The sequence below is a fragment of the Streptomyces sp. NPDC007875 genome, from assembly GCF_042868035.1.
Classification (GTDB): domain Bacteria; phylum Actinomycetota; class Actinomycetes; order Streptomycetales; family Streptomycetaceae; genus Streptomyces; species Streptomyces antimycoticus.
In genome coordinates this window covers 45,025-64,724 of sequence record NZ_JBIADZ010000041.1, presented here as the reverse complement: position 1 = coordinate 64,724, position 19,700 = coordinate 45,025, and the positions used below count along the sequence as shown (strand labels likewise).

Below are 19,700 nucleotides of genomic sequence, written 5' to 3'. Positions count from 1 at the left end.
TCGACGCGGTCTTCAAAGCCGACGACATCCAGGTCATGAGGACCGCGCCACGGTCCCCACGGATGAACGCGCACCGCGAACGTGTCATCGGCACCATGCGCCGCGAGGCCCTCGACCACCTCTTGATCTGGAACGAGACGCACGCTCGGCAGGTCCTCGATGCTTACGCCCGGCATTACAACGGTCATCGCCCCCACCAGGCTCGTGGGCAGCTCCCTCCCCTCCTCCAGGAGCACCCGACGTCCATGGTCGGCCTGTCCGCTCACCGGGTTCTGCGCACCCGAATACTCGGCGGCGTGATCAACGAGTACAGATACGCCGCCTGACCGGGAACGACGAGTTTCCGAACGGCACAGGGTGCAGACCTGCAGACACGAGCTCCTGGACCGGACCTTGATCTGGAACCAGCGCCACCTCCTCCACGCCCTACGGGAGTTCGAGGAGTTCTACAACTCCCATCGCCCGCACCAGGGCATCGCGAACGCCCGACCGCTACACCCACTACCCACACCAATCGACGACCCGGACAAGCTCAGCCACCTCGACATACGACGCCACGACCGCCTTCGCGGCATCCTCCACGAATACAGACGGGCCGCGTGACCTGCATGGACGAGGTATTCGGCAAGCGCAACCCTGGCGGCACCGCCCCAACGCTCACCGGCTGTCATCACGTCGCCATCACGTGTCACACGAACGCAATCAGCGGGTCTGCCATCACTGGCAAACCCGCTGGTCACACCGCCGGGACGACAGGATTTGAACCTGCACCCCCTTGACCCCCAGCCGCGCGGCAACTCTCCGCAACCATCCGTACCACTCTGTAGCAGTCCGTTCAGGGCCATACGCCGCCGCGCGAAGCCCGAGAAGTGCGCACCCCGCACACTACGCGCCAGCCGGCGTCGCCCGGGGCGCAGTCGGGCGACGCATCTCTTCTTCAAATGACGCGGACCACGGTCCGGCGACTTCGACCGCGTGGGCCCGAGCCCCCTCCCCCGCCCATGGGAGCCGACGCGGGGCATCCCAGCCGAGGCGCCTTGACGTCGACCGCGCGACACCTGCGCCAGCACCACCGATAAGGGATTTATTATCCTTGGCAAGGTGCCCAGACATTCAGGGCGGACATGATGGCCAAGATCACCATTGAGATCGACGAGGAGCGCCTCGCCGAGGCCAAGCAACTCCTGCACACCGAGGATGACACCGAGGTCGTGGCCAAAGCAGTGGATATTGCGGTCGGTGCGACCTACCAGCGTCGCGCGGCCCGGCAGCGGCTGAGCGAGCTCGCGGGTGAGGGCGGCGCCTTCGGCGAGGCCCGCCCGGCGTGAGCGAGTCTTATCTGATCGACACCAGCGCCTGCAACCGCCTGTTCCGCAGCCCCGCCGTGGAACGACACTGGGCGGGCATCCTGGACGAGGGCCCGAGTGGCCGTGCGCGAGAGCACCGAACTCGAACTGGTCCGCGCCACCGGCGGCCGCGACGAGCGGGCCGTGCTGGAGCGCTACCTCCACGACGCCTTCGGCTGGACCCCCGTACCCGACCGTGCACTCACCCGGGCCCGGCAGGTGCAAGATCTCCTCGTCGCCACAAGCTGGCACCAGGGACCAGGAGCAGTCGACCTGATGACCGCCGCCACCGCAGAACTATGCGGACTGACCTTGCTGCACTACGACGCGGACTTCGAAACCATCGCCAAAGTGACCGGACAACCCCACCAGTGGATCGCCCCACGCGGCAGCGTCGACTGACAAGGACAACGGCCACCATGGACAACACCACACACCCGGCCAAGCACACCGACACGGCACCGCCCGACAAAACCACCACCCACACCTGGGGGGCATTCCTGAAAAGAGCCCGGCGCAGCCGCGGGATGAGCCAGCGCGCGCTGGCCCGGGAACTGGGCGTCAGCCAGGCCCGGATCGCACAGATCGAAAACGGAGCCAGCACCCCGCAGATCGACACCATGGCCGCTTACATCACCGCCCTCGGCGGCGAGCTGACCCTGCGAGCCGACTTCCACGACCACGTCACCCAGACCACATGGCCCGAACAACACCCCACAGAAAGCTGACACGCACAGGCAGGGTTGTTCACGTGACGGTGGCACTCTCCACGCTGACGGCCCTCGCTTGCCCGATCCTGTTGCCCATTTGCTGGTTGGGTTGGTCGGGGTGTTGATCGTTGCGGCAGGCTGGTCTGGTGGCCGGTCCTTTTTGTTCCCGGTCACGGAGCGGGAGGGGTTCCGTGTCGATGGAGCCGCAGTCGCCGCCACGCGAAGGCATCCCTGAAGGGTGTCTTTATTGCCGTACGGTGGTTGACCTGGGGCTTTACGATCGCCCGAGTATGGGCATGATCAGTGATCGTGGGTCTGCGACTGCTCTACCTGATCTTCTGCCGTCTGCTGGGCTGCTTCCTTTTGCTGGGCCGCTCGACCGCCGCGAACAACGCCGAGATCCTCGCGCTTCGCCATGAGGTCGCCGTGCTTCGCCGGCAGATCGAGCGCCCGCGGCTCTCATGGGCCGATCGTGCAGTGCTCTCCGCTCTCGCACGGCACCTGCCACCCGTCTTACGCCGCCATCGACTGGTCACCCCGGGCACCCTGCTGAACTGGCACCGCCGTCTGGTGCGCTGGAAATGGCGCCAAGCACCGGTCAGACCCGGTCGTCCGCCGTTGCCAGAAGAAACAGTCGCGCTCATCCAGCGCCTCGCGCGAGAGAACCCGACCTGGGGGTAATCCAAGGGGAGCTCCGACGACTCGGTCATAGAGTTGCTGCCGCCACGATCCGGCGCGTTCTACGCCGCTCCGGTCTGCCGCCCGCACCGCAGCGCGCAAGCCAGCAGACCTGGCGTACCTTCCTCCGCACTCAGGCCCACACGCTGCTCGCCTGCGATTTCATGCACGTGGACACCGTCTTCCTCAGACGTCTCTACGTGTTCTTCGTCATGGAGATCGCCACCCGGCGCGTGAACGTCCTGGGCGTCACCGCCCGTCCCACCGGTACATGGGTCACCCAGCTCGCCCGCAACCTGCTCATGGACCTCGAGGAGAGGGCTGGGTGCTTCCGGTTCCTCACCCGCGACCGGGACAGCAAGTTCACCGCCGCGTTCGACGCCGTTTCGCCGGCAACGGCACAGCCGTCATACCGCCCCCGCCACAAAGCCCACGGTCCAACGCGTTCGCCGAACGATGGATACGCACAGCCCGCGCCGAATGCACCGACCGACTCCTCATCACCGGCGAACGACACCTGCACACCGTCCTCACCACGTACGCCAAGCACTACAACACCGGACGAGCCCACCGCAGCCTGGACCTTCGTGCCCCCGACGACCACGCGAACATCATCCCCCTCCCTGCTGGCACGGTCAGGCGTCGGCAGGTGCTCGGTGGACTGCTCAACGAGTACCACACCACGCCGCTCCGACTGCCTCACCATCGACAGAGAACGCCCAGCTCAGCAGCCTGATCGGAATAATGACACCCTTCACGGGACAAGTTCATCTCCGGCAAGAGCAAGCAGAACGCCGTCAAGGCCATGGTGGTCACGGATGAGGACGGACGGGTGCTGTTCTGCAGCCCGGCCAGGCCCGGAAGCTGCGAGGACATCACCCAGGCCCGCCAGTTAGGGCTGGTCAAGCCGCTGGCCGGAGAGCCCCTGGTGGAGATCCTCGCGGATGCCGGCTACCAGGGCCTGGGAGCCCAGACCGGCGGGCGCGTGGTGACACCACCGCACCGCAAGTTCAAGAAGAACGCCCCGGACTGGTACGAGGAGATGCATGAGCGGCAGCGCAAGGCACATTCCTCGCGACGTATCCGGGTCGAGCACGGCATCGCCCACCTGAAGAACTGGCGGGCCCTTGCCCGCCACCTCGGCCGCCGCGAACACATGAGCGACACCGTTCAGGCCATTGCCGGCCTGCTGTCCCATCAGCAGACCGCGGACCTGAACCCGACACAGCAGGTGTGAACACCGAGCCTGCCGAAGGCATCGACATCTCACCACCAACCATGCACGAGCTCGTTAGAGTCGGAACAGCTTCTCGGCGTTCAGGTGGGTCATCTTTTCCTTGGCCTCGTGGCTGACGGGCAGCTCCTCGACGAATGCCCGCGTGCCGTCCAGCGCCAGATACGGGTAGTCGACGGACCAGATGATGCGGTCGGCGCCCACCACCTTGTGCACGAACTCGAAGTGGGGCAGCCCCCAGATACCGCTGGGGGTGACCCAGACATGGCTTCGGTAGATCTCGGTGATGGTGTCCGGCAATCCGGTGGTTCTCGGCGGGAGCGCATCGTCGAGGCGCTGCAGGAAGAACGGCACCATCTCTCCCCAGTGGCCGCTGATGACCTGTAGGTCGGGGTGGCTCTGGAAAGCTCCGGAAAGGATCAGCCGCAGAACGTGCACTCCGGCCTCGTTGTGCCAGCCCCACGCGCCGAGCGAGAGCCATGAGCTCACAGCCGGGGAGAAGCCGCCGTAGTAGGCTTCCTGCACCTGCGGCAGTGGGTGGTACGGATGCACATAGAGGGGCACCCGCAGGTCGCTGAGCTTTTGGAGCACGGGTGCGTAGCGCGGGTCGTCCAGGAACGTATCCCTCGGCCGGCCCACGATGAGCACGCCTTTCAAACCCAGTTCGCCTACCGCCCTGTCGAGTTCGGCGACCGCCGCCCGCGGATCCTGCCACGGCAGGACCGCGAACCCGCTCAGCCGGTCCGGGTACGCCTTGATCGCGTTGGCGAGCCGGTCGTTGGCGGCACGCGTCAGCGACACGGCCTCGTCGGGTGGGGCGAGTTGCGCCGGCGTGGTGAAGGAGACCACTTGCATCTGGATGCCGTGCTTGTCCATGTTCCTGATCCGGCCCTCGCCGAGGTCCGCGGCCAGCTCGTCGGCCTCCCGCATCGACAAGACCGTCGGGTGCCCGCTGCCACGCGGCCAGGGCGCTTCCGCGTCCTGTTGAGCGCCCATATAAGGCGCTTCTTGCAGCAGGGCGGGGGCGGCGGCCTTCGCCATCTCACGGTCGACCGTGTGTTCTTCGACGCAGATGAGTTTCATGCCTTCATGATCCGTTCGGCCGAAGCGGTCCGTCCAAGACCTTCAGCGGCACCTGCCATACCCTGAAGGCATCACCGCAGGGTAGGAGGTGGGTGCGACGGATCTGGACCTGCGCAAAGTGCGCTACTTCGTCGCCGTGGCCGAGCACCGGTCCTTCGTCCGGGCTGCCGAAGCGCTGCACATCGCGCAGCCAGTTCTGTCCCGCCAGATTCGTTCGCTGGAACATGACCTGAAGGCCACCCTGTTCGACCGGGACACCAAGGGAACGCGGCTCACCGCGGCCGGTGAGGCGTTGCTCGAGGAAGCGCTCAGTCTGCTCGCTGCGGCGAATGCTGCCCGCCGCCGCGTTCGCGACGCGGCCGCGGGTTCGCGCAGATTCACGGTCGGGTTCACGCCCGGCGTGTCCATCGCCCCCACTGTCCGGAAATTCTCCGCCCGCCACGCCGACGTCTCCGTGGAGGTGCGCCGCATGGATTTCAAGCACCGGGCCGACTCCGTGAGGGATGGCCAGGTCGACGTCGGATACCTGCGGCTGCCGGTCCGCACTCACGGCCTGTCGATCGAGCCGTTGTTCAGCGAGCCACGCGTGGTCGAGTTGCCGACCGGCCATCGGCTCGCGCAGCGCGCCACGGTGCGCATCGCCGAACTGAGGGCCGAACGCATGCTTCTCGACGACGTGGCCCCACCACGCGACGGTTCACCTGCGTCGCCGGAAGAACACACGGAGCGGCCAGTCCTCGCCGCCCGGAGCATCGAGGAGCTGCTCGAGCATGTCGCCGCGGGACGCGGTGTCGTGGTGGTTCCGCTCTCGACCGCCCTGTACTTCGCTCGCCCCGACATCACCCACGTCGTCATCGAGGACCTGGGCCCGTCCCATGTCTGCCTTGCCTGGAGAAGTTCCCGGCGTGACGCGCTCATCAGGGAATACGTCGACATCGCCCGGTGGACGGCTTCAGCGCGCCGGCTCGGCGGCAACGGTTCGGTGAGCGACCACAGTGCATCCGACACGATTCACGGCCGCGACTGACGCTTCCCCATGACCAGACCAACGAGCAGACAAACCGGCAGTCACATGACCGTGGCTCTTGTGGGAGCCGGGAGGAGCTGGGCCCGGTCGCACCGTGAACGGTCCGCTGATGCGCCCCGCCCGGCTCACGTGCCGCAGCGGGCCCACCAAGCCGTCCTCCCTCACCCTGACCAGGCGGCCCTGCGCCGCACCCAGGACGCCATGCGGCGTCATCGCCCTCTCCCGGTCCCGGTGCGGCTCCCCGCTATCCCTCACGGCTTTCCTCCCGGCAGCCTGAACCGGGAGGGAACCCGTTCGCAGACCTGGCCGAGTCCCGTCAGGCCGGTACCGCTCGGCCGTCGCTGTCACCATCCAGCCGAGGTGGGACGACCCGCGGCCCGGGCCGGGAGGTGGTCAGGGCGAGCCACTGCACCGCGACGGCGACAGCGACGGCGATCGAGGTCAGGCCCTCGTGCCCGCCGATCGACCGCATCCCGTCGTTCGTGCGCGCCCGCCGCCGGGTCTACCTGACCGCGACGCTCGCCGACGACAGCGCCGTGGTCACCGACTTCGGTGCCGACCCCACGCTCGTCGCGAAGCCCGTCACGCCGGGCGACGTCGCTGTCGTGGGCGAGGCCTTACAGTACGCGGAGCCGCTGGTCATCGGGCGGCGGGCGTGGTCATGCGGGCTCTGCGTCCGGCTGCCCGTTCAGGCCCAGGAGCTGCGGGGTGCGCACTGCGGCGGTGCAGCGCTCGGCGAAGCCGAGGACTTGGAGGCAGTACTCGCGGCCGACGACGCTGTCGGCGAGGCCGTGTGCGGAGCCGGGGAACAGGCTTGCGTCGACGTAGGGTGAACGGGTGCGCAGTGTGTCGGCGAACTCGGCGACGAGGTCAGGACGGGCAGCCCACAGTGTGTCGAACTCACCCAGCCGGTAGTGGACGGGCACGGTGATCCGCGAGGCGACGCGTTGCCACTCCCGCGGCCAGCCGCCGACGATCTCCAGCCCCTCGGCCCGTACGACGGGTTCCAGAATGCCCGGCAGGCTGTGCAGGCCGAACTGATGGGGGGCCAGTGCCCACAGGGGAGGCGCGGCGATCTTGCCCTGGAGTTTCGACATATCGATGCGGTCCTCGGCCGGGGTGGAATGCCAGGCGTCAACCACGTTTTCCGGCGGCAGTTGGCCAATGTCCGCGACGGCCAGACCGAGCAGCGGCCAGCCCGGCCGTTCCTGGGCACTCCACCGGGCGGCCAGGTGGGTGCCGACTGCGCCGCCGATGGAGCAACCGATCACGACGACCCCGGGCGCGGTCGTGGCATGCCGCCGCCACAGTTCGGTGACGGCCAGGTCGAGCCGTTCCGCGGCGGCCCGCAGTACCCCCGTGTCGGAGTCGGCGGGGAGGCCCAGAGGCTCACTGCCGCCGTAGCCGGGGCGGTCGAGGGCGTAGGCGGGGAATCCGTTCCGCGCAGCCCGCAGGATCTGTGAGTGGCCCGGAATGTCGAACGACCGCGCGGTGGCACCACCGCCGTGCAGGAACACCAGTACGGGCAGGTCGGTGGCCTCGTCCGGCAGTGCGGCGATGCCGGTCGTCCTGCCGCCGAGCAGCGTGATGTCACTGGAAAGGATCTTCATGGATCACTCCTGGGTGGGGGATGCGGTACCGGCGGGACGTCGCCCTGCGGTACGGACCACCGTAGGAGTGTGTGCCGTATAGTGGCAGTTCAAATGCCAATGAATGGAACAGGAAGGCTGAGGCATGGCTCAAGCGGTCCCGCCCGGTCAACCGGCTCCGCGGCGCGGACGCAGGCCCGCGCAGGGGGACGCGGTCGTCGACCGCGCTTTCACACTCCTGGGCGCCTTCGACCCGACGCACCGGACCCTGTCCCTGGCCGAGCTGACGCGGCTCACGGGTATGCCGCGCAGTACCACCCTGCGCCTGGCGAAAAAACTGGTCGGCACGGGAGCACTGGAACGACGCGACGACGGCCGGTACGCCATCGGCCTGCGACTCCTGGAGATCGCCTCGCTGGCACCTCGCGGCCATGGCCTGCGGGCCGTCGCCATGCCGTTCATGGAGGACCTCTTCCACATCACCCGCCAGCACGTCCTGCTGGCCGTCCGCGACGGCGACGAGGCACTGCTGGTCGAACGGCTGTCCGTCCACAACGCCGATCCGGTGCTCTACCGCGTCGGCGGCCGCATGCCGCTGCACTCCACGGGAGTCGGACTGGTTCTGCTCGCCGGCGCACCACCCGCCGAGCAGGAGCGGATCCTGGACGGCCTCTCCGCCCAGCCCGCCAGACCGCAGGCGCCGGACATCACGGAACTGCGCCGGATCCTGGCCGACGTACGCCGGGGCGGGTTCGCCACCGTGACACTGAGCACTCCGTGGCCGCGGACCTCCGTGGCCGCGCCACTCCTGGGCCCCGACGGCGCCGTCTGCGGCGCCCTGTCCGTGGTCCTGCCGAGCGAGACCGTCGACCACAGGACGATGACACCCGCCGTCCGCACCTGCGCACGAGCGATCTCCCGCGAACTACGCAGCGGGCCCTGCGAGGACAACCCCAACCACAAGCGCCGGTAACTCGCGACACCATGTGAGCGGTAGGCGAAGGCGCGCACGTAATGCTCGGTCTGTTGCATGCGTCCACGCACGGCGCCGGGTGCGGACCTCTCCCGGCGCACGTGCGGACAACCGTCCGCGCGGCCGGTCGCACCACCATCCTCTTTGCGGCAACCCTGCCCCGCGCGGCGGCGGAGCCGACGCGCAACACGGCGAGCGCGCTCCGGCCCCCAGCCACGTCCGCGCCGGCCTTCCCGCCCCTCCCTCATCTCAACTGCGGCCAGGGACATGGGCGAAAGCGGCCGCAACGGAGATGCCGGCACCCCGTCCACACCAAAACCGCGTACTGACCTGCAAGGGGATCGACGAGTCCCGCGACACCCGGAGCAACGCCCGGCGCGACATCCGGGGCGGCACTTGGCGCAGCACCCAGCGCACTCGACGACCTCAAAACAGGCCTCGTCAAACGCCGTGCTCGGGCAGAAGCCGAAGGCTGGGCCGGTGAGCTCGAAGGGCTCGACCTCACCCTCCAGCTCCTCCGCGCCTAGCGCGACGACACCCAGCGCAGAGCGCACCGCCAGCCCATCCAGCTCGGCATCCCCGAACCTCGCAGGCAAATGGAGGGGCAATGAACCACAACATCGCCACGTCTCCGGCATAACGCGTCCAAGACCGCTTTGTCAGGCTGTCTGTTCGCGGGCAGGAAGCTGAAAGGCTCCATAGACCAGTCCGACACAGCCGATCGCGAGGGTCCACATGCCTGGTCCTTCGCGGTCCAATTCGAACCGCCAGAAGGCGAGCACCGCGATCAATGCGATGGTGACCAGCAGGTATAGTCCTCCAGCCCAGTAAGGGACCGACGCGTAGGGGGCCCGCTGGATCATGTACAGCAGTGCAACGCAGACAATGAGACCTGCCAGCCCTGCGACGCTGATGAACTCCTTCTCCTGCAGGCCAACGGGAGCGAAGTTGTCTGGTAGGCGCCCGCCAGCGAAGGGCAGGAAGATGGTCAGCAGTACCGCCGACGCGGCAACCAGAAGAGGCATGAGGCGCCGCAGGTTTACGTGTGGTGCCTGAAGACGTCTCTGCGCAACTGCGCAGTAGATCGAGGAGGCGCAGCCCACGGCGTAGAGCAAGCCCCCCGGCCCAAGGGCCTGCCCGGTTTCGTCATATGCACGTCCGATCACGAAGCCGACGAAGACTTCCGTCGTGAAGACGGTGCTGGCCGCGTACAACAGGCTCCTGCGGTGACCTGAGGACGGCGAGGCGCCGCGCAGTGAGGGAACCAGGCAGGCGGTTGCAACGAGGCTGAGGAACCCGGCCAGAAGGAGCAGCCAGCCTTGATCCACGTCATCCCAGACGAATTCCTCAGCGTGGAACGGGGTGATCGACGAGAGGGTGAGTGCAGTGGCCGCCGTCCAGAGGGACACGGTGACGCGCCAACCCGGCCGTGGCCGGGGGGCATCTGGTGCAGCGCCGACGGCCCTGGGTGGGGTGGCAGGCGCGGGCGAAGATAGTGGGGCTTGCTGTGCGGCTGGGGACTGCGATGAACTTCCATTCGACAGAGTGGTCAGTGTGCTCGTGGTGGCCGGCAGTGCACGGGCAACATGCTCAGGCAGCCAGGCCGCCCTGACGAGAGCGATCTCCGTAGGAACGCGTCCGTCCTCGGTTACGGCGGGTGCTAGCTCTTCCACAAGTTCCGCCACCGTGGGCCGATGGGTCGGGTCCTTGGCCAGACAGTGCTTGATGATCTCCAGGTTGGGTACGGAAACCCCCGTGAGGGCGGGTTCCTCGTACGCGATGCGGAAATTGAGCGCCTGGGCGGGGCCGGTACCGAAGGGCCCGTTGCCGGTGGCCGCGTACGTGAGCAGCGCGCCCAAGGCGAACACGTCGGCAGCAGGCGTGATCGGATCGCCTTTGAGCTGTTCCGGCGCCATGAAGCCGGGTGTTCCCACGATCAGTCCGGTCGGGGTGAGCGCCGTGTCCTCCGCCGCCACGGCGATGCCGAAGTCGACGACCCGGGGCCCGTCGGCCGCGATCAGCACGTTGGCGGGCTTGAGGTCCCGGTGCACCAACCCCTTCATGTGAATGGCTTCCAGGGCCTCAGCCACTCCGGCGCCCAAGGCGCGGACTGCTTCCACGTTCCAGGGGCCGTGTGCCTCGATTGCCCGATCCAGTGACATGCCGGGCACATACGCTGTCGCGAGCCACGGAGTTGCAGCGTCAGGGTCAGCGTCGACGACCGCGGCCGTGAAGAATCCGGTGACCTGTTGCGCCTTTTCGACCTCGCGTGCGAAGCGTTGGCGAAAACCGGGGGTGTCCGCCAGCTCCGGTCGTACGACCTTCACCGCGACCAGCCGCCCGCTCGCCGAAGAGCCCAGGTAGACCCGACCCATACCGCCGGCTCCGAGCCGTGCGGTAATCCGGTAGCGGCCTACTCGGCGAGGATCCATGGGCTCCAACACGTCCACGCAAATTCCCCCATCTCACGGCACTCGAATGGCTCTGGCAATTGAACACCGCCCCAGCTTGAGTCCACAGCAGGATCCCATCAAGAAGCGTGTAACCAGTGAGTGTGGGCTACCAGCCAGGAACGAACGCTGCCCGCTCACTCCGCGCAAGGAGTTCCAGTGCCGCGCCGGCGGAGAGGACGCAGCACCGCATGGCGCCACCGTGCCTCCGACAGATCCAAGCAGGGTAGACGTTGCCTAATGCGGGGACCGGCCCACCGATTCCCATCCATCTGGGTGAAGTGCAGATAAGTACCGACTGCTGGAAGGCGGCGCGCGACGCCGACACCGAGTCCAAGGAGGAGTGACTCGCGGCCAAGCGAGCCGCAGAGCAGGAGGCTGCCCTCGCGTGGACGAAGCAGTTCGACATGCCGCAGTTGGAGGGCCCCGCCAAGGCCCTGGACTGGGGCGAGCGTGTGGGGCTCGGAAAGTCGTCGCTGCAGGTGGCGTCAGGTATTCGGTCTCGGCTGGCAGCATGTCCACGTGACTGTCTCGCTGGTGTACAAGGTCGTTCGCAAACTGCTGTCCATACCCCGGGTACTGCTTCGCCGGGAAGCGACGAAGGACGCGGAGTTGCTCGTGCTGCGGCACGAGAACGCGGTGCTACGTCGCCAGATCAGCGGCCGGGTCCGGCATGAGCCCTTTGATCGGTTCTGGCTGGCTGCGCTGTCGGGGCTGATACCCCGCCACCGGTGGCGTGAAGTCTTCCCGGTCACACCCGGCACCCTGCTGGCCTGGCATCGCAGGTTCATCGCGGCGAAATGGGACTACAGCGTGCGACGCGCTCGGGCCGGGCGACCACCGACCAAGGCGGCGCTCAGGGAGCTGATTCTGCGGCTCGCCCGGGAAAACGCGGGGTGGGGCCACAGACGGATCCAGGGCGAGTTAATCGGCCTCGGGCATCCAATCGCCGCATCCACCGTATGGGAGATCCTGAACGCTGCGGGTATCGATCCGGCCCCACGCCGCGCCGGCCCAACCTGGCGCGAGTTCCTCACGAACCAAGCCGAGGGCATCATCGCTGCAGATTTCTTTCATCTTGACACCGTGGTCGGACTCAGACTCTACGCGCTGGCGTTCCTCGAACACGGCACCCGGCGCCTCCACATCTCAGGCGTCACGGCACATCCCTCCCGGGACTGGGCCGTGCAGCAGGCCCGGAACGTAGCCGCTGACTTGGACACACGTATGGAATCCCTGCGGTTCCTGCTCCGTGACCGCGATGGCAAGTACGGCCAGTCCTTCGACGCCGTCTTCCAGGCCGACGGCATAGACGTGATCAAGAGCGCGCCACGAGCGCCGAGGATGAACGCCCACTGTGAACGGGTTATCGGCAGCATCCGGCGCGAGGCCCTCGACCACATCCTGATCACGAACGAGTCACACGCCCGACATGTCCTTGCCGCCTACCAACAGCACTACAACACACACCGTCCTCATCGAAACCGAGGCCAGCTACCTCCTGACGCCCACCAACAGCCCACCACCCCGCACGACCGCGACGCACGCAGACTCCTGCGTACACGCGTCCTCGGCGGCGTCATCAACGAGTACCGCTATGCCGCCTGATCAGCAGCGATGACTTTTCGAGCCCGACAGGATCGACAGGCGTGCCGATTACTCCTGCAGGCAGCCCCTACCTCGCGTGAACTCGCACGGAATAACCGGTGGTTTCTTCAACGGGTGGTGCGGACTCTCGCTGATGAGCACGGTATCCGGCAGTTCATCGACTTCGGCTCCGGCTTGCCAACCCAGAACAATGTGCATCAGATCGCACAGGTCATCGATCCGGACTGCCGCGTCATCTACATCGACAACGACCCGGTCGTGCTGTCACTCGGCCAGTCACTTCTGGACGAGAACGACAAGACATTGCGGGTGCCGATAAATCATCCACGCAGGTCGGGAGCCTGATCACGGATCTTCGGTTCTCCTCGACATTCGCCCAAGTGTCTTCACCTGCGCAGGGACCCGGCGGCATCACGGTCTGTCGTGCTGCTGCGCCTGGCCTACCTCGCCGCGACCAACGCCCTGGCGTTCCTACGCCTCCTGCCGATGAGCGACAGAGACAAGGACGTCGAGATCCTCGTACTCCGGCACCAACTGCTGGTCCTACAGCGTCAGGTTGGCAAGCCGACCCTCACTGACAGCGACCGTGCCATCCTCGCCGGCCTGCTCCACCACCTCCCCAAAGACAGACTCCGGCGCCTTCTGCTGCTGGTCCGCCCCGACACGGTCTTGCGCTGGCATCGCGACCTGCTCAAGCGGCACCATGCCGCATCCTGCGTACCCAGACGACGCGGACGCCCACGCACCATCCGATCGATACGCGCCCTGGTCCTGCGCTGGCCAGGGAGAACACCTCATGGGGATACCGACGGAGCCACGGCGAACTCACAGCGCCGGGAATCAAGATCGCCGCTCCACGGTCTGGGAGTCTCCATGGCCGTTGAGTGCTGGAGTCGTACGCTGGGTTGGTGGGGAGCCGGCTACCGTGCGACTGCCGTGCGATCGGGCGCGTTCACACCAGGAGCGAAGGGAGCCCCGTCGGGGTGGGGTGACCGAATGGGTCCCCTGCCCCGACGGAGCTCGGCCGGCCGGGCGGCGGGTTACCGGCGCCCGGCAGAGACCGGTGCCGTGTGCGGCGCTCCCCTGCTCAGCCGAAGTTCACGTCGCTGCACCACATCTAGGCCTGGTCGAGGTGCGAGGCCTGCCAGATCACGAACAGGATGTGGTGTCCGGTGTAGCCGGAGGTGCTGACGTTGAACGTGTAGTCCGTCGCCGGGCCGAAGCGGCCGGTCTGCGTGATGAAGTCGAGGTTGCCCCAGCCCAGGGTCTGGGTCTTGGGGTCGAAGCCCTGCTTGCTCACATAGGCCGTGAAGTAGTCGGCACCGTGGGACGCCTGGTCGTGCACGTGAACCGAGAAGTCGTTGCCGACGGTGGTCGTCTTCCACTGCCCGGGCTTGTTCAGACTGGCGTTCCTCGAGAGGTTGTTGCTGCAGAGCGTCCCGTTGGGGGTCTGCGACTGGAACTGGCCACCGAGGCCGTCGCGGAGCGCGCTCATCCAGTTCCACATGGTGTCGGGGTTGGCCTGGAAGGCCCGCCAACACATGGGGTCTTCGGTCTGCATGGCCGGGTTCATGTGGTCGTTACCCCCGTAGCGCTCCAAAATGCCTTCACCGGGGTTGATCTGAGGCAACGCACCTGACCAGCAGGTACCAGGCATGATCAGTCCTCGTGCTGGTTCGACTTGTCTACCTCATCGGCACGCGAATCTTCGCGTGGCTGTTCTTGATGTCTCGATCTTCTGCGGCCAAGAATGCGGAGGTATTGATCCTTCGGCACGAGCTCGCGGTTCTGCGTCGACAGGTCACCGCGCCCAAGCCCGGATGGCCGGACCGCGCGCTGCTCACCGTTCTGACCCGGCTGATCCCCCAAGCCCTGCGCGAACGCCGGATCGTCTCCCCACGCACCCTGCTGGCGTGGCACCGGCGTCTGGTGAAGCAGAAGTGGACGCAGCCGCCGTCTACCGGGCGACCGCCCCTGCCGGAGGAAATCCGCAACCTGATCATCCGGCTCGGCACCGAGAATCCTCGATGGGGATTCCGACGCGTGCACGGCGAACCGCGCCGCCCCGGGCACAAGGTCAGCCCCGCCGCCGTCCGGCGTGTGCTGCGTGCCGCCGGTCTCGGTCCCGCGCCGCGTCGCCAGCCGGCGCGCGGTGAGTGGGCCGCGTTCCTTAAAGCCCAGGCCAGCGGCCTGCTCGCCACCGATCTCTTCCATGTCGACACCATCGGCCTGCAGCGGCTCTACGTGCTATTCATCATGGAGGTGCGCACCCGCACCGTTCATATCCTCGGCGTCACCGCCCACCCCAGCGCCGCATGGGCCACTCAGCGGGCCCGGCAGTTTCTGTGGCAACTCGGCGATCAGGCCGCCGAATTCACTCACATCATCCGCGACCGGGATGCGAAGTTCACCGCCGCCTTTGACGCCGTGTTCGCCAGTGAGGACATCACCGTGGCCAAGGCCCCTCCACACAGCCCCAACTGCAACCCACACGCAGAACGCTTCATCCGCTCAGCACGGGAAGAGTGCACCGACCGTGTCCTGCTCTTCGACCGTGGCCACGCCGAGAAGATCCTCCACGACTACGCACACCACTTCAACAGCCACCGACCCCACCAAGGCCGTGACCAACTCGCGCCCAGCGACAATCCGAACGTCATCCCCCTGCCTGCAGCCCGGATCAAACGCCGACAAGCCGTCGCAGGCCTCATCAACGAGTACCACCGAGCCAGCTGACCATAGGAAAAATCCCAGCTCACAACCAGTGAAGCCATTCTGACGCGCTACGCGCAGGCACCACGTGGCAGCACAACGGGCACGTGTTCACCACTCCCCAGGGCAGACCGATCGACCCGACCAACCTCACCCGCACCTTCACCACGCTCCTCCGCAATGCCGGCCTCCGCCGCATCCGCTTCCACGACCTCCGACACTCGACCGCCACCCTGCTCCTGGAACAGGGAGTCGAACTCGTCGTCATCAAGGAACTCCTCGGTCACGCCCACATCGGCGTCACCGCCACCGTCTACGCCCACGTCCGACTCCGCCTCCAACGCGACGCCATCGACACCCTCAGCACCGCCCTTGACGGTCCTGCCAACGACGAGTCGACCCGCGACGACGGCGATGACCCGCCGCTGTGCGGAGCCACCGTCCGCTGACGTTGCCGTCAACTACTGCCGTCACCCCATGCAGAAGCCCCGCCAGGACGCACCTGACGGGGCTTCAACTTTGCGGCTGCTATCCAGTGCGAGGGTTGCGGGATCGGGCAGCGAGGCTACACCTCACCCTCCAGCCAACGTTCGAATGGCGCAACCTCCGACAGTTCGGAATTGATCGCCTTCAACCCTCTGGCGAAGTCTTCGGCCAATTTCGAGAGCATCGCGACTAGCTCGCTCTGTGCAATGCTCTCGCGCTCTGGGTTTGGAACCCAGTTGGTCCGCGAATCGCAGTGAATCATCACGAGATCCCCGCTTGGACGGAAGGTCAAAGTCCTCTCGATACCCTGCGAGTAGAGATCCACCTCGACTTCGCGACGGTCGCGCACACCCACCAGAAGCGACGGGAGCTGCTCCATGAAGGCAGACAAGTCATACGCGACATCGAGCGGCCACTCATCACTCCCGAAGCCGCCAATGTGGAACCTGCTGCCTCCAGCATCAGAGAGGGCGCTACACGCCTCCATGACCAGGGTTTCATAACCGTCACCCGCCTCCAGACTCGCTGAAGAAGGAGCCACAGCACCAGACGGCACGGCCGGATTGAACGACACAGAGAAGCTCATCTCTCCAGCCTCCTAGTTCGGACCAATGATCGGGAATCCCGTCTTGTACAGCCCATTTGGACTCGGGACGATGGTAGCCGCCCGCGCTTGGACGATACTCCCATCCGGCATAATCACCTGCCCCAACCCGTCGGGAATGCGCACCGACCTGGGCCCAGCTCCTTCGACATGGAGCCCCTTCAAGAACTCCGCAGCGGCGTCATTGTCCAGCCACTGACCTTGCTGATTCCCGGTGCTGCGAGCGCGATCGGTCAGAGCCTTCGTGTTCTTCGCTCCGGCGCCATGAGTCTTGAATGTATGACCCCACGTTTTCACGCTGTTGGCGGCCCAGTTCACGCATCCATTGCTGTTGTGAACCAGGACCGGCGTCTCACCCGCCAGCACATAGTACGTGTGCAGACCGTTGACGGTGAGGTCGTGTGTGCGTTGCGGGCCCTGCTGGTCGCGGACCTCGGTCACGGCCACGCTGGCGCCGTTCGGGGTGCGCAGTTCATCGCCGACCCGGAGGTCACCGGCGTCCTTCCACCGCTGGTCGTCTTCCAGCCAGAACGGGTGATTGCCGGTCGCCGTGACCTTGGCCGGCCCCTGGTCAGTGGTGACGGTGAGCCGAGTGAAGTCCTTGTCGCCCTCGCTGGTGAAGGTGTTGGTCACCTGCCGCGCGGCGGTGGGCTGTACCTGCGGGTCACTGGCGGCGACCCGGTCCCCGACGCGTATGTCCTCGATGGCCCGGGTGGTGCCGTCGGCGAGCAGCACCTGGGTGCCGGAGGGGAAGCTGTGCGGCTTGGCACAGGCCGCGGCGCCCCGTTCCGACTTCGCCCGGTCGGCGAGCTTTTCCGCCTCGACCTTGGCCATCGCGCGGGCGTCGATCCAGGTGTTGGCGCGGAGCGGGTAGGTCAGGCGGACCTTGCAGCCGCAGGCCTGGGCGTCGGCCTCGGCCTGCGCCTTGACGCGGGCCGCGACTGAGGAGTAGAGCGGTCCGGCTTCTGAGCTGGAGCACTTCAGGGTGCCCGAGACGTTGTTGCCCCGGACGGGGAAGGTGCGCTGTGGGCTGGTGCACTGGCCGGCGGGCTTGCCGTCGATGGAGAAGGTCGCGCTCATCACGGCGGCGACCTCGCCCTGGGTGACACGTTCCTTCCGGGCGATGGAGGTGACCTTGCCGGTGAAGTTCTGGGTGGCGGTGCAGCCCGCGGAGCTGCAGTCCATCTCGCCCGCGCCGTCCAGGGTGAAGGTGATGCCTTTGTCGGTGGCGTCCTTGAGCTGGTCGGCGTACTCCACCAGGGTGTCGAACATCTTGTCGACAGCGGCGTCGGCGAGGACCGGGGTGAGGTCCATTCCCTCGCCGTCGCCGGACGCCAGCGGACCGGTGGTCACCTTGCGGGGCGCTGCCGGCACCTCTCCGTTCTCCAGCCGGTCCTTCATGTCGGAGAGGTCTGCGACGGCATCGTAGGCTTCCAGCCGCAGTACCCGGTGCGGCTTTTCCTTCGTCACCAGCAGGCGGCCGGCCGAGGTGTCGATGCCGAGCGCGGGCGTTCCGTTCACGCTCAGCGGCTGCTGCCCGGACGTGCTCGACGTCTTGGACTCGTTCGCCGGCGGTGGCGACTTCTCCAGGTCATCCAGGGCTTTGGCCAGCACGGTCGCCAGCTTCGACGGGGCGATGGTGCGGGCCAGTGCCTCGTCCATAAGTTCGGAGCCGTCGTCCATCCCTACGATCCACTCGCTGGGCGGCGCCTTTTTGCCCGCCGCCACGTCCTCCCTGGGGGCGGGGTCGACCTGCCACCGCATGAACGTCTTGTCGCCGATACGCAGAACGTCCCGGCCGTTGTCGTTCTGCCCGGAGGAGGTGGTGCCGAACTGGCTGCCGCTGGCGGTGACGGTGATCTCGTTCTCGGTGATGCCCAAAGCCGAGGTGTCCTCATAGCGCAGGCCAGGGGCGACGGCCAGGTCGCCAACGGCTTCGCGGAACGGCTTGAGGTCCCGCTGAGCCGCTTGCGCCTCGGCAGAATCGGAGGACGAGGCTGTCAAAGACAGGAGCCCGGCCACCAATGCCACAATGACGACACCGACCCCACCGACCAACCAGCCCCGTTGACGACTGGTCAGGGACTGGAGTCGCACCAACCACGGACTGCCGGTCGGTCGGCCGGCAGGCACCGGAGGCTGAGCGGGGGCCGCAGGTGCGGTCGTCCCGTCCGGGCCGGCGGCGGATGGTGGCGAGAATGCCGGAAGGGGTGGCGGGTCAACGACGGGTGGCTCGGAGGATGTCGAGGGGACGTCCGGTGCCGGTGGCCTGCTCGGCTCGTCCGCCGCGGGGCCGTCCAGGAAGGGCTGTTCGCCGCTCGGCTTCGGTTCAGTCATAACTTCCTCATATCTTTTCTCTGACGTGCTGCCAGAAAGCGTTGACAATGAGCGGCGGGCACGCCGCGAGGTGGCGACGCCAAGCCGACACCTACGCCAACAGTCCGGCTTGACCAATTTCACAAGGAGGCGGATCGAAAAGTTCGTGTCGTTCGACAGCGCACCTCGTCCAGTTGCCACGGCGATCCGTCAGTCGCCACCGCCGCAGCCGCCACCGCAACCGCCGCAGCTGCCGCCCCAGCCATCGTCACCCCTGCCGCTGTCACCGCCGGCCCCGTCGCTACTTTTGCGGGAACCGCCGGAACCGCCGGAATCCTGAGACAGTTCCTCGACGAACGCGATCAGGCCACTGCCGAACCAGATCACCGCTTTAACTATCCAGAACAACAGAAGAATTCGGGTAAGCCAATTCTCCCACATAGTCTCGAAAATGATCCGGACAATCACAACACCGTATTCGATAGGGTTGTCCGGGTAAGGGTCGTCCGGATTTTGCAAAACGTCGCCTCCGTTCGAAGGATTGCATGAATGGGCTGACTGTCACTGATTACCGCTGACATGAGACGATGATCAGAATCAGGAGGAACGCAATTCCGAGCAGCGGGAGGAAGCCGAGAAAGTTGGGGTTCTTCCTGTTGATTTCCAAGCCACCGCCGAGGGCGAGTCCAGGGTGGCGTTCGGCGTAGTGGGCAGCGGCGAGATCCTCGGCCTCGGATTCGGTGGTCCATCGAGTGGAGAAACCGCATTCGCCGCACCGGTAGCGGTGTGCCATGTCAACTCCTTGATGTCGCGAATGGAGGAGGGTGGTGCAATGACGGCTGCGGGGGAGGTGCGGATAACGGGCCTGGAGACCAGTCGCCGAG

General features: G+C 66.6%; 20 protein-coding genes and 4 pseudogenes. 15 read left to right on the top strand and 9 right to left on the bottom strand.

The features are described from left to right. The 8 genes and pseudogenes from ACFYOY_RS44415 to ACFYOY_RS44380 all read left to right on the top strand — a co-directional run. The coding region (locus ACFYOY_RS44415; RefSeq protein ID WP_388593574.1) for an integrase core domain-containing protein at positions 1-326 on the top strand (326 nt) is incomplete at its 5' end. A 67-nt stretch (positions 327-393) separates the two neighbouring features. Continuing rightward, on the top strand, positions 394-603 hold the full coding sequence (locus tag ACFYOY_RS44410; protein ID WP_351904351.1) for an integrase: 210 nt from the start codon (positions 394-396) through the stop codon (positions 601-603). Positions 604-1,127: 524 nt separating this feature from the next. Next, on the top strand, positions 1,128-1,328 hold the full coding sequence (locus ACFYOY_RS44405) for a hypothetical protein (protein WP_388593572.1): 201 nt from the start codon (positions 1,128-1,130) through the stop codon (positions 1,326-1,328). A gap of 102 nt (positions 1,329-1,430) precedes the next feature. Beyond that, positions 1,431-1,748, top strand: coding sequence for a PIN domain-containing protein (locus ACFYOY_RS44400; RefSeq protein ID WP_351904334.1), 318 nt, complete (start codon positions 1,431-1,433; stop codon positions 1,746-1,748). A gap of 17 nt (positions 1,749-1,765) precedes the next feature. Further along, a complete protein-coding gene (locus ACFYOY_RS44395) occupies positions 1,766-2,074 on the top strand; it encodes a helix-turn-helix domain-containing protein (protein WP_078640466.1) in 309 nt (102 codons plus the stop codon). 128 nt (positions 2,075-2,202) lie between these two features. Beyond that, positions 2,203-2,475: a hypothetical protein gene (locus ACFYOY_RS44390; protein WP_388593568.1), complete on the top strand. Its 273-nt coding sequence runs from the start codon at positions 2,203-2,205 to the stop codon at positions 2,473-2,475. Further along, positions 2,366-3,470 (top strand): annotated as a pseudogene (locus ACFYOY_RS44385) (integrase core domain-containing protein). The gene ACFYOY_RS44390 and the pseudogene ACFYOY_RS44385 overlap by 110 nt, the downstream one beginning before the upstream one ends. A gap of 33 nt (positions 3,471-3,503) precedes the next feature. Further along, positions 3,504-3,971 carry a transposase family protein gene (locus ACFYOY_RS44380; protein ID WP_388593585.1) on the top strand — a complete coding sequence of 156 codons (468 nt, stop codon included), beginning with the start codon at positions 3,504-3,506 and terminating at the stop codon, positions 3,969-3,971. A gap of 54 nt (positions 3,972-4,025) precedes the next feature. Here ACFYOY_RS44380 and ACFYOY_RS44375 read toward each other — a convergent pair whose 3' ends face one another. Next, positions 4,026-5,051 (bottom strand): amidohydrolase family protein, encoded by a 1,026-nt coding sequence (locus ACFYOY_RS44375; RefSeq protein ID WP_351904330.1) that lies wholly within the window; start codon positions 5,049-5,051, stop codon positions 4,026-4,028. 88 nt (positions 5,052-5,139) lie between these two features. Between ACFYOY_RS44375 and ACFYOY_RS44370 the strand changes: the two genes are divergently transcribed. Next, positions 5,140-6,078 carry a LysR substrate-binding domain-containing protein gene (locus ACFYOY_RS44370; protein ID WP_351904327.1) on the top strand — a complete coding sequence of 313 codons (939 nt, stop codon included), beginning with the start codon at positions 5,140-5,142 and terminating at the stop codon, positions 6,076-6,078. Between the two features lie 316 nt (positions 6,079-6,394). Here the strand turns inward: ACFYOY_RS44370 and ACFYOY_RS44365 are convergent, their stop codons facing one another. Both ACFYOY_RS44365 and ACFYOY_RS44360 read right to left on the bottom strand, forming a co-directional pair. After that, positions 6,395-6,550, bottom strand: coding sequence for a hypothetical protein (locus ACFYOY_RS44365; protein ID WP_351904324.1), 156 nt, complete (start codon positions 6,548-6,550; stop codon positions 6,395-6,397). Positions 6,551-6,737: 187 nt separating this feature from the next. Next, the gene (locus ACFYOY_RS44360; RefSeq protein ID WP_388593564.1) at positions 6,738-7,688 is read right to left on the bottom strand and encodes an alpha/beta fold hydrolase; all 951 of its coding nucleotides are present in this window, start codon (positions 7,686-7,688) and stop codon (positions 6,738-6,740) included. Between the two features lie 124 nt (positions 7,689-7,812). On the opposite strand from ACFYOY_RS44360, the gene ACFYOY_RS44355 reads away from it, so the two are divergent. After that, a complete protein-coding gene (locus tag ACFYOY_RS44355; protein ID WP_388593561.1) occupies positions 7,813-8,640 on the top strand; it encodes an IclR family transcriptional regulator in 828 nt (275 codons plus the stop codon). A gap of 659 nt (positions 8,641-9,299) precedes the next feature. Here ACFYOY_RS44355 and ACFYOY_RS44350 read toward each other — a convergent pair. Next, positions 9,300-11,090 carry a serine/threonine-protein kinase gene (locus ACFYOY_RS44350; RefSeq protein ID WP_388593558.1) on the bottom strand — a complete coding sequence of 597 codons (1,791 nt, stop codon included), beginning with the start codon at positions 11,088-11,090 and terminating at the stop codon, positions 9,300-9,302. Between the two features lie 522 nt (positions 11,091-11,612). On the opposite strand from ACFYOY_RS44350, the gene ACFYOY_RS44345 reads away from it, so the two are divergent. From ACFYOY_RS44345 to ACFYOY_RS44335, 3 genes and pseudogenes are all read left to right on the top strand, one after another. Next, positions 11,613-12,698: an integrase core domain-containing protein gene (locus ACFYOY_RS44345; protein WP_388593556.1), complete on the top strand. Its 1,086-nt coding sequence runs from the start codon at positions 11,613-11,615 to the stop codon at positions 12,696-12,698. A gap of 30 nt (positions 12,699-12,728) precedes the next feature. Next, a pseudogene (locus ACFYOY_RS44340) lies at positions 12,729-13,001 on the top strand (SAM-dependent methyltransferase); the annotation flags it as partial. Between the two features lie 120 nt (positions 13,002-13,121). Continuing rightward, a pseudogene (locus tag ACFYOY_RS44335) lies at positions 13,122-13,566 on the top strand (integrase); the annotation flags it as partial. A 249-nt stretch (positions 13,567-13,815) separates the two neighbouring features. On the opposite strand, the gene ACFYOY_RS44330 reads toward ACFYOY_RS44335, so the two are convergent. Beyond that, positions 13,816-14,271 carry a lytic polysaccharide monooxygenase gene (locus tag ACFYOY_RS44330; RefSeq protein ID WP_388593582.1) on the bottom strand — a complete coding sequence of 152 codons (456 nt, stop codon included), beginning with the start codon at positions 14,269-14,271 and terminating at the stop codon, positions 13,816-13,818. A 95-nt stretch (positions 14,272-14,366) separates the two neighbouring features. On the opposite strand from ACFYOY_RS44330, the gene ACFYOY_RS44325 reads away from it, so the two are divergent. Together ACFYOY_RS44325 and ACFYOY_RS44320 are read left to right on the top strand one after the other, a co-directional pair. Continuing rightward, the gene (locus ACFYOY_RS44325; protein WP_351906084.1) at positions 14,367-15,434 is read left to right on the top strand and encodes an integrase core domain-containing protein; all 1,068 of its coding nucleotides are present in this window, start codon (positions 14,367-14,369) and stop codon (positions 15,432-15,434) included. A 53-nt stretch (positions 15,435-15,487) separates the two neighbouring features. Further along, positions 15,488-15,859 (top strand): annotated as a pseudogene (locus ACFYOY_RS44320) (tyrosine-type recombinase/integrase); the annotation flags it as partial. Positions 15,860-15,975: 116 nt separating this feature from the next. Here the strand turns inward: ACFYOY_RS44320 and ACFYOY_RS44315 are convergent. From ACFYOY_RS44315 to ACFYOY_RS44300, 4 genes are read right to left on the bottom strand one after another with little or no spacing between them, the layout of a single operon-like run. Further along, a complete protein-coding gene (locus tag ACFYOY_RS44315) occupies positions 15,976-16,482 on the bottom strand; it encodes a hypothetical protein (protein ID WP_388593553.1) in 507 nt (168 codons plus the stop codon). Positions 16,483-16,494: 12 nt separating this feature from the next. Then, positions 16,495-19,017, bottom strand: coding sequence for a Hint domain-containing protein (locus tag ACFYOY_RS44310; RefSeq protein WP_388593551.1), 2,523 nt, complete (start codon positions 19,015-19,017; stop codon positions 16,495-16,497). A 9-nt stretch (positions 19,018-19,026) separates the two neighbouring features. Beyond that, entirely contained in the window at positions 19,027-19,335 is a 309-nt protein-coding gene (locus ACFYOY_RS44305) for a hypothetical protein (protein ID WP_388593548.1), read from the bottom strand. A gap of 49 nt (positions 19,336-19,384) precedes the next feature. Continuing rightward, entirely contained in the window at positions 19,385-19,609 is a 225-nt protein-coding gene (locus ACFYOY_RS44300; protein ID WP_388593546.1) for a hypothetical protein, read from the bottom strand. Between the last annotated feature and the right edge of the window lie 91 nt (positions 19,610-19,700).